Below are 13,265 nucleotides of genomic sequence, written 5' to 3'. Positions count from 1 at the left end.
GTCTACCGATCCTTTAACATCTTATTAATATATCTTTCAAACATGGCACCGGGGTAGCTTCCTTCCTTGTCGAAAACCCGCTGCCCCGCAGGGTCGAAAAGCATGGTTCTGGGGATGGATTGAATCCTGAAAGCACCGCCCACATCATCTGCCGCAAAATAAACCGGATAATTGAACTTTTCTTCATTGAGCATAAATTCATCAACTAAATCACTGCTTTCATCAACAGAGACACTGATCATCACCAGCTCATCATCAGAAAATTTCTTGCGCAGCTCAATGAGCTCCGGGATTTCCGCACGGCAGGGAGGGCACCAAGTGGCCCAGAAATTAATCAGTACCGCCTTGCCTTTATTCTTAGCAATAATGTCCTGAATTCCCTGGGCGTTGATGGTATCAACACCTTCAGCGGTCTCAGCCTTGTTGCACCCGGCAACGAGAACCAGCATCAGGATCACGAACAAGCTTAATTTATTAAATATTCTCATATATTCCCTCAAAACAAAATTGAGATTCAGGAAGTTATAAACAGTCCACTAGCAGATTCCATGAAATAATTCAAAAATCCGCATGCAGCCTTACTGCAACAGGTTCTTGGCTACTTTTACCGCAGCCACCGCATCGGTGGACCAGCCGTCTGCACCGATGGATTCGCAAAATCCCCCGGTAATAACCGCACCGCCAATCATGACCTTAATGTCGAGGTCGCGTTCTTTGATCAGGCTAATGGTCTCTTCCATCTTGACCATGGTAGTAGTCATCAGCGCGGAAAGTCCCACAATCTTGGCCCCGTTTTCTTCAGCAGCATCTACTATAGTCTCAGCAGGTACGTCTTTGCCGAGATCAATGACATTGTAGCCGTGGTTCTTGAGCATCAGACAGACAATATTCTTGCCGATGTCGTGAATATCGCCTTCCACAGTAGCCATGATGATGGTGGCTTTTTCCTCCACGTCACCGGACGCTTCGAGCAAGGGCTTGAGCTTTTCAAAACCCTTCTGCAATGTCTCAGCGGACTGGAGCAGCTGCGGCAGGAAATATTCCTTGCGTTCATATCTCTCACCCACTTCCATAATAGCCGGAATGAGATCTTCATTAACCATTTCAAATGGCTTACGCCCGCCTTCAAGATCACGTTCCACAAGGGCTACGATGGAGCCGCGGTCACCCTTAACGACAGCATCAAAAAGATTTTCCGCACCGGTTTTTTCCTCTTTCCTGTCTCCCGCAGCCCCGGACTGACCGCCGTCACCGGAAGGAGTCCACTCGGCATAACGTTCAATGTACTGTTCAGCCTGCGGATCACGGCAGAGCATAACTTCGTTGGCATAGAGTGCTTCACGCAGCCGCACCGAGTTGGGGTTGGAAATAAACGCAGCCATACCCTGCCCCTGACAGAGAGTCAGGAAACTTGAATTGAGCAGCTCACGGGCCGGAAGTCCGAAAGATATATTGGACAGGCCAAGCACGGTGGGCAGGTTCCATTCCTCGCGGCAATGCTTGATAAAATCAAGGCAGTGACGGGCCGCCATGGGCTTGGAGGATACGGTCAGGGCCAGAGCATCGACCATGATCAGCCTGCGCGGGATGCCCAGATCATCAGCCTGCTTGAGCAGTTCGGAGACAACCTCAACTTTTTCAGCACAGGTGATGGGTAATTTGCTGCCGACAATGGGCAGCAGGATAAACGGGGCACCGAATTTCTTGCACAAGGGGCCGAGTCGCTCCATACGTCCGGGTTCACCGCTGATGGAGTTGACCAAAGCTGATCCGGGATATTCCCAGAGAGCCGCTTCAACCGCATCCGGGTTGGTGGAATCAATGGAGAGCGGTGCGGAATGCTGGGAGAAAATTTCTTTGACCAGAGCGGGCAGAATTTCAACCTCATCCACCATGGGAGCGCCTACGTTCACGTCCAGCACCGGCGCACCCACTGCAATCTGCTCTTCAGCAAATTTCATGGCTTCAGTAAACTGGCCTTTCTGGAGTTCCGCGATGAGCTGCTTCTTGCCGGTGGGGTTGATGCGTTCACCGATGATCACTCCACGCTGCTCAAAACCGATCTTTACAGTCTGGGCACGGGAAGTCAGCACTATCTGGCAGTCTTCCTGCGGTACGGGACGCTTCCAGCTGGCATCACCGACTTTGTTACGCAGGGCGCGGATGTGATCCGGGCCGGTTCCGCAGCAACCGCCGATAAATTTAGCACCCACATCTACAAATTTTGCGGACTGCCGGGCAAAAGGTTCAGGCTGAAGACGGAACACGGTGTTGCGGTTCTCGTCCAGTTCGGGCAATCCGGCATTGGCTTCCACCAGCAGGGGGGAAGAAAGACGCGGCTGCATATTTTCCAGCACTTCCAGAATCTGCTCCGGTCCGGCGGAACAGTTGGTACCCATAAGTTCAACACCCATGTTCTGCATGGTATCGATGAATGTGGCCGGAGAAGTCCCGGTCAAACAGGCAGCCGGAGACTCAAAGGTCATGGACAGGGCCACGGGCAAATCGCAGACTTCACGGGCGGCAATGACCACGGCGCGGGCTTCGGCCAGATCGAAATGGGTTTCACCGAGAATCAGGTCAACTCCGCCTTCCACGAGGCCCTTGATTTGTTCCTTGTAAATTTCGACCATTTCTTTAAAGGTCATCTCACCCAGAGGCTGCACAAAATGTCCGGTGGGACCGACGCTACCGGCAACAAATACGTTATCCCCGGCAACAGAACGGGCCAGAAGGGCCATCTCACGGTTCAGGCCGATGACATCCACATCCGCGCCCAGCTTGGGCCTGCTGCCGCCGAAGGTGTTGGAGGTCAGCACATTGGCCCCGGCATCCACATAATCTTTATGTACGGACTTGATTACATCAGGACGCTCCAGTCCCCACATCTCCGGTGACATGCCTGCGGGCAGCCCTCTGCTCTGCAAAAAGGTTCCGTAACCACCGTCAAAGAAATATATTTTCCCGTCACTGAGGGCTTTGCGAAAATCAGGCATGTCTAACGCTCCACTTTTTTATTTAATTTTAAATCTCAGCCAAAAAGCTGATCATAATTTTTACTTTTTGATGAAATCTTATCCTGTAGAATAGCAGCGAACAGCAGTAGGTCCGCGATAGTCAGCAAAAACGGAATGCTCCGCTTCACCTCTTGATTCTAATTTTTTGAAAAAAGTACAAAAAACAGTTCCTGAGAACTCCAAAAGAAGGGTATAATGTGTTGAAAACGCTTCTACTTAAAAACATTGAAAAGGACAAATAAAAACTATACCCTTACAAGTTACAGATAAGAACTTATGTTTACAATAAAATATTCAAATAAATTCAGTCGAACAGGGAAATATAAACTGGACAATGCCATCTAAAAAAGAACCGGTAGATCTTGAGCCTGTTGAAAATGAAGAGGTAAAAACTCCCCCCAAGGGCGATTTCCTGCCTACGCCAAGAGCCAAAGGTGAAGTCGCAACCAAGGACCCTCTTCACTTGTATCTCCAAGAAATCAGCCGCTTTCCCCTGCTGGAACCGGATGAAGAATTTCAGCTTGCCAAACGGGTGCAGGAGAACGGAGACCAGGAAGCGGCCTTCAGGCTGGTTTCCTCGCATTTGAGGCTGGTGGTTAAGATCGCCATGGATTTCCAGCGCCGCTGGATGCAGAATGTGCTCGACCTTATTCAGGAAGGTAACGTGGGTCTGATGAAGGCCGTAAATAAATTTGATCCCGACAAAGGCATCAAATTTTCCTACTATGCCGCCTTCTGGGTCAAGGCCTACATCCTTAAATACATTATGGATAACTGGCGCATGGTCAAGATCGGCACCACCCAGACCCAGCGCAAACTTTTTTACAATCTGAACAAGGAACGCCAAAGATTACAGGCTCTCGGCTTTGACCCGACCACCTCCGAGCTTTCAAAAAAACTGAATGTAAGCGAAGAGGAAATTACTGAAATGGACCAGCGGCTGGCCAAGAACGACCTCTCCCTGAACCTTAAGTTCGGTGAAGATTCCGAGGCCACACGCATGGATTTTCTTCCTGATCTTGGGCCCGGAGTAGAAGAAACCCTTGCCAACAAGGAGATTTCCACATTACTGCTTGACCAGCTCAGGGTAATTGTTCCAAATCTCAATGAAAAGGAACAGGTAATCCTGAACGACCGCCTTCTGTCCGATTCCCCCAGAACACTCAGGGAGATCGGAGAAGAGTTCGGGGTAACGAGGGAAAGAGTTCGCCAGATTGAAGCAAGACTGCTGAAAAAATTGAGGGAACATCTGGCTGAATCAGTTAAAGACTTTTCACAGGACTGGATACCTGAAAATGAATAAGCTGCTTACCGACCTTAAGAAAGAAGCAAAAGCAATGGCATCGGCCCTGCCCGTGCCGGTTTTTTACCGTGATCTGGAAACCCAGATCGAATTTGCAAGAGATATGTTTTTCGACCATCCGCTGATCATCAGGTTGCAGGAAGACGTGCTGCCTTTCCTTTATGATGAGTACGCCCATGGCATCTACCACTCCAAAAAAGTAGCCATCGAGGCCGGTGCCATCATCCTCAAGGAAGGGGACGACATGGACGGAGACCGCGTCCGCGAGCTGGTCCTGCTGGCCCAATTCTGCGGGTTGCTCCATGACTGCTGCCGTCTGGATGAGAACCATGCCATCCGTGGCTCTGAAACATCCAAGGTTATTCTCAACAACTACCCCCTTTCCGAACGCAACAAGGAACTCATTGCCGAGTCCATTGCCCGGCACGAAGCCTTCAAGCCGGAAAAACCCATTGAAAACGATCCGGAGCTGGCTCTCTTGAGCGGCGCACTCTACGATGCGGATAAATTCCGCTGGGGACCGGACAACTTCTCCACAACTCTCTGGGAAATCTGCGATTACGAAGACTGGACTGTTGAAGAAATCATTAAAAAATTCCCCAAAGGATTAGAAATAATCAAGTCCATTGAATCAACATTCCGCACTGAAACCGGAAGGGAGTACGGTCCGGAAATGATTTCGCAGGGCATTAACATCGGCTCCGCAATCTACGAAAAATTGGTCGAATTATCCAAAGATCCCAAATATATCCCGCAGGAAGAACCTGAAAGGCTTGTATGATACAAACTACCGGCTCCTCACGCTGCCCGCTGAAGGCTGTTGCTGTAACCGCCCTTTTGGCCCTGCTTATGTTGCAGGGTTGTGCAACTAAAAACACTGCCCGCCCCGAGTTTCAGCTCCCGCTGAGCCCGGAAGCGCAGTTGACATACGATTATCTGGTCTACATGGACTACCGCTCAAGGCTGGGACAGGCCATGAGCGGCCTTAAGACACCCCAGAAAATCAATGAAGTTGCCCGGCTGCAAAAAGACGCAATGACCGTTTTAAACCGGATCATCGCCGTAGAGCCGCAGGAAAAACTGTATCTGGACAAATTCGCCCTTTACTGGACTTCGCAGCAGATTGATGAGGCACGGGTCGTCCTTAAAGAAGCCCTTGCCAAATACCCCATGAGCCGGGACCTGACCATCAGCCTTGCAAATACCTACCTGGTAGACAACCGCAATGCTGATGCTGAGGGAGTGCTCAAGGAGTACCTGCTCAAAAAACCGGACGATCTGGCGGTGACCGGGCATCTGGCCCGCATTTATCTGGAGCAGAAAAAATTCGCGCAGGCCCTTGATATCCTCAAGGTCATCCCCAAAGATAAACGCACCGCTCAGATCCACTATCTGCATGCCAAAGCCAGCGCAGGACTGGGACTGACCCGGCAGGCCATCCGCAGCCTGAATAAAGCCGTAAAAGTCAAACCTGATTTCATTGAAGCATGGGGCGAACTGGCCTACATGCACGAGCTGGAAAAAGATTACGACGCCGCAGAAAAAATTTATACCAGAATGCTCGAATTCCCGGATGTGTCCAACCATATCCGGTTGCGGCTAATGGAACTCTGCCTCAAGCTCAACAACCCTGAACGGGCACTGAAACTGGCCATGGAAGGACCACGCAACAAAGCCTTCCTGCTGGAAGCAGCACAGCAATTCATCAGCGGAAAATTTTATGGTCAGGCCTCCATTCTGCTGGACCTTTTCGCACAACAGAAAACCGTCCCTGATTCATACTATTTCTTCAAGGCATCCATTGCCTACGAAGGTGAGGATGACCCGGCCAAGGCCCTGAGCTACCTCAACAAGATTTCTCAGCAAAGCGAACACTATGATCGCAGTCTGCAATTCCGGGCGCACCTGCTTATGGACCTCGAACGTAACAAGCAGGCCCTTGAAGTCATCAGGAAAGGCGAAGAAAAATTTCCTGATGCGGTGAATTTCTATCTGCTGGAAGCTGGTCTCCATTCAGCGGCACAAGACAACAAAGCTGCTAAAGACGCCCTGTTGCGCGGAAATACGAATGTCCCCGGACATCCGCAAATTCTTTTCCAGCTGGGAATGATGGAAGAGCAGGAAGGCAATCTGGACCAGACTCTTAAATATATGGAACAGATCATTTCCAGTTACCCGGACCATGCCGACGCGCTAAACTTCGTGGGCTACATCCTCGCCGACCGCAACGAGCAGCTTGACCGGGCCATGGTACTCATCAGCAGGGCCAACAGGTTGGAGCCGGATAACGGCTACATTCTCGACTCGCTGGCCTGGGTCAACTACCGCATAGGTGACTTCGAAGAGGCTTGGAAAGTCATCAAGCGTGCTGTCTCCCTGCGCCCCAAACAGCCCGAACTCTGGGACCATTACGGAGATATTGCCGCCGCACTGGGTAAGAAAAAATCCGCTGCAAAAGGCTATCGCAAAGCTCTTGAGCTTAAGCCTGAAAACGCTGACCAGATTCGCCAGAAACTTAAAGAGTTATGATTTCAAACTTCCGCTGCACGGCCCTGATTCTGTTGATCGTGATTTTCGCGCTTGGCGGATGCGCCTCCCGGACTCAGGTGAGCCGCCCTGACATCGCGATTGCACCGCAAAGCCTGTATGCTGCATTCCAAAACACATACGGCAACTGCAATGCAACGGGACTCCGGGCCAAAGCCAGCCTTTATTACACATCAAGAGGTTCCGGGCACCGCACGACCATGACCTTATGGGGCGAATACGCATCTCCTCTGCGGCTGGACGTTCGCGCCGGCATCGGGGCCTACATCGCCCATATACGCGAAGACGATAACGGGCTGACCGCCTTTTACCCGGATCAGAAAACCGCATATACGCACTCTTCTCCGGTCCGTGCGGTACATTTACTCGGCCTGCCCTTTCCATTCTCCTTGAAAGACCTTGCAGGACTTATCTCCGGCTGTTATCCCAACCTGATACCAAAATCATACGATACCGCAGTCCCCGTTGCTGAAAACGGGAATCTGCGTTTTAGCTTTGACAACGGACCCGTCAGTACCATCGTGCTGACGGAACAGGGAACCCCGGTGGAAATATCGGGACGGGGCGAAATTCCATGGCGCATGGAGCTGTCTTCCTATGAAGAGGACGGGTCAGGCAAACTGCTGCCGGAAAAAATCGCCGTTTACACAGAATTGGGTGACAAAGCCCTGCTGCGTATAAAATCCCGGAACTTCACATCCAAACCGTGGCAGCAAAAAGCTCTTCAGCTCAAGCTGCCCGAGGGTTCCGAGGAAATTCGTCTCGACCGCAACGGATACGTGAAAATTGATTAAAATGTTAAGCTTTTCATAACGGAGGGAAGTATGAGCGGGCAGGATTTTAATTCTAATGAAAAAAGTAGTGGACTTCTTGAAAACTTTAAACTAGGTCTCGATGTCTGGCTGGCGGAGATGAAAGGAATCGTTTCCAGACTTCTGGGAAATTTCGAAGTCTGCCAGCTTACAAAGCGTCTTGAGAAAGAATATGCGCTTCTTGGAAAACTCACTACAGGTGATGTTGACGGGGACGCGGAACTGTGTAAAAAGCAGATCGAATTTTTCAAAGATGAAATCAGCAGGCTCCGCAAAGAGCAGGCTGCTAAGCGCGACGTAAAATATCGCGACAATGAACGTAAAATGGATATTTAACCGGTAACGGTTTCATAATAGAGTGGTGGGGTTCCCGAGTGGCCAAAGGGAACAGACTGTAAATCTGTCGGCAACGCCTTCGGAGGTTCGAATCCTCCCCCCACCACCACTTTGATTCCTCGGTTGAATCCATAAAAAACCAAAAGTACAGGGTGTTACAAACACAGTGAGCACAGCCTGAAATCCATAGTTCTGCGGGAATGCTTCTCGACAGAACTGTTTTTTTGTGTGCCTGTTGCTGTTTCAAGCGTCCTGCGCGGGAGATCTGGATATGGCCGGTAAAGTTGTAATCGGTTCGGACCACGGGGGCTTCACCCTCAAGACATTTGCCATCAAACTGCTCACTGATATGGGCTACGATGTGGTAGACGCCGGACCTGAAGAAGCTGTCAGCTGCGACTATCCTGTTTACGCCGAAAAAGTAGCCGATATGGTTACCGGGGAAAGCATTCCCGGAATCCTGATCTGCGGAACCGGACTCGGCATGTCCATGGCTGCAAACAAGCACAAGGGCATCCGCGCCGCCATGTGTACCAATGAGTACATGGCTAAAATGGCACGCGCACACAACAACGCAAACATCCTCTGCCTCGGCGAACGAGTAATCGGGCCCGGATTGGCGGAAGAAATCATCCGCGCCTTCATGACCTCCGAGTTTGAAGGTGACCGGCACATGCGTAGAATCAATCTTTTCGATAAATAGTAGAAATCCCGTCAGCATAATTGCAGGCGGGATTCTTTAATTTATAACATTAGACAGCATTCTCCAGGAAAGTGAGACGGTTAACTGTCAGACTTGAATGCTGAATAAAATATCATCCATTAATAGGGGACTCAAAAAATGAGTAACAACCAGTTGGACCAGAAAGCGGTCAACGTTGTCAAAGGCTTGATCATGGACTCCATCCGCAAGGCCAATTCCGGTCATCCCGGCGGTTCCATGTCTTCCGCAGACTTTGCCTACGTCCTGTACAAGGACTTCCTTAAATTCGATCCCAGCAATCCTGAATGGGCTGATCGCGACCGTTTTGTTATGGCCGCCGGTCACGAATCTCCGCTTCTCTACTCCATCCTGCACCTCTGCGGACTGCTGACTATTGAAGATCTCAAACAGTTCCGCCAGCTGGACTCCATCACCCCCGGCCACCCCGAACACGACATGACCCCCGGAGTTGAAGCCACTTCCGGCCCTCTGGGTCAGGGTTTCTGTGTCGGTGTCGGTATGGCTACCGCTGAGGCTTTCCTCAACGCCAACACCAACGATGACGTAGTAGACCACTACACCTACGTACTTTCCTCTGACGGTGACTTTCAGGAGCCCGTCGCACTCGGCGCTGCAACCCTCGCCGGACTCTGGGGACTGGGTAAACTGGTAGTTTACTACGATTCCAACGACATCCAGCTCGCAGGACCCACCAGCAAGTGCGACTGCACCGACTTCAAAAAAGTTTTCGAAGCCATGTGCTGGCACGTTGTGGAAATCGACGGTCACGACCACCAAGCGATTCGCGAAGCAGTAAAAGCAGGTCAGGCTGAAACTTCCAAGCCTACCCTGATCATCGGTAAAACCGTAATGGCTAAAGGCGCAGCAACCTGCGAAGGCAGCCACTCCACTCACGGTTCCCCGCTTTCCCATGATGAAATTGAAGCCACCAAGAAATGCTTCGGTCTTCCTGAAAAAGAAACTTTCTACGTTCCCGAAGATGTTGTTGAACATTTTCAGGCTCGGTTCCCCGATCTCAAAGCACTGGCAGCTCAGTGGAAAGAAAAATCAGATGCAGCACTTGCCGCTGACGAAAAAATCGCCGCTTTCTGGGCGCAGTCCAACACCCCGCGTAGCGAGATCAAACTTGAACTGCCCGAATTTGAAGCAGGTCAGTCCATTGCAACCCGTAAGGCTTGGGGCGCATGTCTCGACGCCATCACCGATGCTCTGCCCACTCTCGTAGGTGGTTCTGCGGATCTCGATCCCTCCAACCAGACTGCGAACTTCCGCAAAAAGGTTGGCGACTTCGCCATTGACGGCAAGACCGCGCGTAACCTCGCTTTCGGTGTCCGTGAGTTCCCCATGTCCGTTATCCTTAACGGTATGGCCCTGCACGGCGGCGTAATCCCCTTTGGTGCAACTTTCCTGACCTTCTCCGACTATTGCAGAAACGGCATGCGCATGTCCGCATTGCAGCACCTGCCGGTCCTCTACATCTACACTCACGATTCTTTCTACGTAGGTGAAGACGGTCCCACTCATCAGCCCATTGAGCACGTATCTTCTCTGCGTCTCATCCCGAACATGCTGATCCTCCGCCCCGCAGATGCCCGCGAAACCGCAGCATGTCTCGAAATCGCCATGGCCCAGACCAAGCGTCCTTCCTCCCTCATGCTCACCCGTCAGGGACTGCCCGTCCTCGGCAAAGATGAGTACCCGCAGGTTGAAGAAGGCGTTAAGCGCGGTGGTTACATCGTGAAGGATTGCGAAGGCACCCCGGACATGATCGCCATTGCCGCAGGTTCCGAAGTATCCCTCGCCATTGAAGCTGCTTCCATGATTGAAGGCAAAAAGATCCGCGTGGTCTCCATGCCCTCCGTGGAACTCTTCGAAGAGCAGGATCAGCAGTACAAAGATTCCGTACTCGATCCCAATGTCCGCACCCGCGTGGCAGCAGAAGCAGGCCGCCCCGAAGGCTGGTACAAGTACGTAGGCCTCGACGGCGCAGTACTCGGCATCGACCACTTCGGCGCATCCGCACCCGCAACCCAGCTTGCAGAGAAATACGGCTTCACCGCCGCCAACCTCGCCGAGCTGATGAAGAAACAGTTCTAGTAGCTGGTTCGATACATAAAAATTGAAAATCCCCCCGGAACGGTTGTTCCGGGGGGATTTTTTGTTATCTGTTCTTGGGAAAAGCACTTGCTAATTCATAATATAGACTTGCAACAACAATTATATCCTGACAATATCAAGGCGCAAATATTAGATTAAATTTCGGGGAGATATAATTATGAGTGAGAAAGAGCTGAAGACTATTGAGGATTTGCGGGAATTGAGTGATCGGGCTAAGAACTTTGCATATATCTCTAACATGGACAAGTGCTTTGAATTTCTAAATAGAGGTTTAGAAGCTGCTGCCAAAATAGCACCTAGCTATGAGCTATACTTCGAAAGTGAAATCTATCGATATAAAAACAATTTTCCTTTAGCTATTTCTCTCCTAGAAGAAGCAATTGAAACAACACATGACGATGATTTCTTAATTCAAGCTCTTGGAGTGACACACTACTTTAACGGTAGTTACAAACAAGCAATATGCTTACATAACAAAGCTCTTGAGATCAACAAATCGGACTATAGAACATGGAACAATAAAGGATTATGCTACATAGCTATTGAAGAACACTCCAATGCACTTGACTTTTTCAACAAAGCTATTGAATTAAACCCTCATGACCATAAAGCATACACAAACAAAGGGATAGTTTACTTAGAATTAAAAGAATTTTCAAAAGCTCACGAGATTTTAGACATAGCAATAAAAAAACAGCCCAAAGACTACGACACATGGAGAGTTAAAGCCTTTGTTTACGCACAAACTAATGATCACTTAAACACTATTAAATGTTTAGATAAAGTTATCAAAATAAAACCAGACTATGCAGCTGCATGGAGAGACAAAGGCATTACTCTCTATACTCTTGGCAATACAGCAGAAGCCATACAAAACTTGGAAGAAGCATGCCGATTAGACCCTCAAAATAAATCACATGCATCCGACCTCAGCTACGTAAAAGCTAAGGCGAAATCAGCCGAAAAAGATCAACAAATAGATCCCCCTCAAGAACCATCCACCGCATGTGAAAAAACTGATGAAAGCCAAAACGCAGGTGTCTTAAAATCTTTTGTGGAAGACGCCAGAGAAAAATTTAAATACGACATTGATAAATTCAAAGACTACATGTCGCAAACAGAAAAACTCATCGACAAACACATAGAAGCCAAACCTCCACTTCAAGAGGATAAAAGCCTGTTCTTCGTACTGCGCAAATGGAACTCCTACACCCCCATTCTTGCGGGTATCAATGGCGAGGATTCTGTCGGCGGCGGATATTTCCTCTACCACAAGGGCGAAGGGGTTGTGGTTGATCCGGGCTACAACTTCATTGATAACTTCCACCGGGCAGGCCTGCGCATTGCAGACATCAAGCATATCGTCATCACCCACGCTCACAACGACCACACTGTGGACTTCGAATCCCTGCTCTCGCTTTTTTACAAATTCAATAGAGATAGAGATGAAAAACAGGAGCTTAATTTTTACCTGAACGTCAGTTCCATGAACAAGCTAAGCAGTTTGCTGGAGTTCAAAAACAAATACCAAAAGATTCATCCCATCAGCCCCGGACAAAACTTTTCTCTAGATGAGGAAGGTGATTTAGTAATGCGGGTACTGCCAGCTTACCACAATGACACTATTGCTGAGCGCTACGCCATCGGTGTCCACTTTCAAGTCAAAACAGAACATGGTGAACGAAACATTGTCCTCACTGCGGACACGGGCTTGCTGCCTCCCATAACAAAGACCGTTAAGAAAAAGAAAATTTCGTGCGTAGACCCCGATAAAAAAGAGATCTGGCAGCTCTACGATATTGAAAAGAATAAAATTGATCTGCTCATTCCACACATAGGTTCGGTCCGTCCGGAAGAATTTGATGTAAACATGGACACCCAATTTGATGAACTATTTTACCCCAACCATTTAGGAGTAATGGGAACCTTGAGGGTAATCACATGTCTGCACCCGGAACTGGCTGTTATTTCGGAGTTCGGTGAAGAGCTTAAGGAATTCAGACCGAAGCTGATGCAGCTATTGTCCGAGGTAACACTCGAACATTGCGATACAAACGGGTGTGCTCCAATCAACGTGGTCCCCGGTGATCTGCCCTTTGTTTACGATATTACGGAAAAAAGCGTTTATTGTGTCCTATGTGAAGATTTCAAACCGGCAACCGATATCCGCTTCCGGGAAATCCCTATCAAAGAAGGCGATGACGCCTTTACGTACTTTGACAAAAACCATGACGAAGCAGGTGAATACCGACAATTACGCAAGGCAACGGACAGATTCATTAAAGAGTGTAGAAATCAGACCGCTTGCTATTTTGAAGACTAATTAGCCAGATAGAAAAATTGAAAATCCCCCCGGAACGGTTGTTCCGGGGGGATTTTTTTGCCCTAAAATATTGCGGTTAGAATCC

At 49.5% G+C, this 13,265-nt stretch carries 10 protein-coding genes and 1 tRNA gene; 9 read left to right on the top strand and 2 right to left on the bottom strand.

The features are described from left to right. Positions 1 to 2 precede the first annotated feature (2 nt). Both FMS18_RS05395 and FMS18_RS05390 read right to left on the bottom strand, forming a co-directional pair. Positions 3 to 488 (bottom strand): TlpA disulfide reductase family protein, encoded by a 486-nt coding sequence (locus FMS18_RS05395; protein ID WP_163292729.1) that lies wholly within the window; start codon positions 486 to 488, stop codon positions 3 to 5. A gap of 90 nt (positions 489 to 578) precedes the next feature. Beyond that, positions 579 to 2,996 (bottom strand): homocysteine S-methyltransferase family protein, encoded by a 2,418-nt coding sequence (locus tag FMS18_RS05390; RefSeq protein WP_163292728.1) that lies wholly within the window; start codon positions 2,994 to 2,996, stop codon positions 579 to 581. A gap of 355 nt (positions 2,997 to 3,351) precedes the next feature. On the opposite strand from FMS18_RS05390, the gene FMS18_RS05385 reads away from it, so the two are divergent. The 9 genes from FMS18_RS05385 (at position 3,352) to FMS18_RS05345 (ending at position 13,180) form a co-directional block, all read left to right on the top strand. Next, positions 3,352 to 4,320, top strand: coding sequence for an RNA polymerase sigma factor RpoD/SigA (locus tag FMS18_RS05385; protein WP_163292727.1), 969 nt, complete (start codon positions 3,352 to 3,354; stop codon positions 4,318 to 4,320). Then, a complete protein-coding gene (locus FMS18_RS05380; protein ID WP_163292726.1) occupies positions 4,313 to 5,101 on the top strand; it encodes a hypothetical protein in 789 nt (262 codons plus the stop codon). Before FMS18_RS05385 ends, FMS18_RS05380 begins: the two co-directional genes overlap by 8 nt. Next, a complete protein-coding gene (locus tag FMS18_RS05375) occupies positions 5,098 to 6,849 on the top strand; it encodes a tetratricopeptide repeat protein (RefSeq protein WP_163292725.1) in 1,752 nt (583 codons plus the stop codon). Before FMS18_RS05380 ends, FMS18_RS05375 begins: the two co-directional genes overlap by 4 nt. Further along, positions 6,846 to 7,661, top strand: a complete 816-nt coding sequence (locus tag FMS18_RS05370; protein WP_163292724.1) for a hypothetical protein — start codon at positions 6,846 to 6,848, stop codon at positions 7,659 to 7,661. The genes FMS18_RS05375 and FMS18_RS05370 overlap by 4 nt, the downstream gene beginning before the upstream one ends. Before the next feature lie 30 nt (positions 7,662 to 7,691). Beyond that, entirely contained in the window at positions 7,692 to 8,015 is a 324-nt protein-coding gene (locus tag FMS18_RS05365) for a hypothetical protein (protein WP_163292723.1), read from the top strand. 24 nt (positions 8,016 to 8,039) lie between these two features. Beyond that, positions 8,040 to 8,124: transfer RNA gene (locus FMS18_RS05360), tRNA-Tyr, on the top strand. A gap of 162 nt (positions 8,125 to 8,286) precedes the next feature. Then, a complete protein-coding gene (gene rpiB, locus FMS18_RS05355; protein ID WP_163292722.1) occupies positions 8,287 to 8,718 on the top strand; it encodes a ribose 5-phosphate isomerase B in 432 nt (143 codons plus the stop codon). Positions 8,719 to 8,856: 138 nt separating this feature from the next. Then, positions 8,857 to 10,836: a transketolase gene (tkt, locus tag FMS18_RS05350; RefSeq protein WP_163292721.1), complete on the top strand. Its 1,980-nt coding sequence runs from the start codon at positions 8,857 to 8,859 to the stop codon at positions 10,834 to 10,836. Positions 10,837 to 11,014: 178 nt separating this feature from the next. Further along, complete coding sequence (locus FMS18_RS05345) at positions 11,015 to 13,180, top strand: tetratricopeptide repeat protein (RefSeq protein ID WP_163292720.1); 2,166 nt, start codon at positions 11,015 to 11,017, stop codon at positions 13,178 to 13,180. Positions 13,181 to 13,265 lie beyond the last annotated feature (85 nt).

Origin of the sequence: Desulfovibrio sp. JC022 (genome assembly GCF_010470665.1) — a bacterium.
Classification (GTDB): Bacteria; Desulfobacterota; Desulfovibrionia; order Desulfovibrionales; family Desulfovibrionaceae; genus Maridesulfovibrio.
The sequence above is the reverse complement of the archived record's forward strand: the minus strand, read 5'-3'. Positions and strand labels throughout refer to the sequence as shown.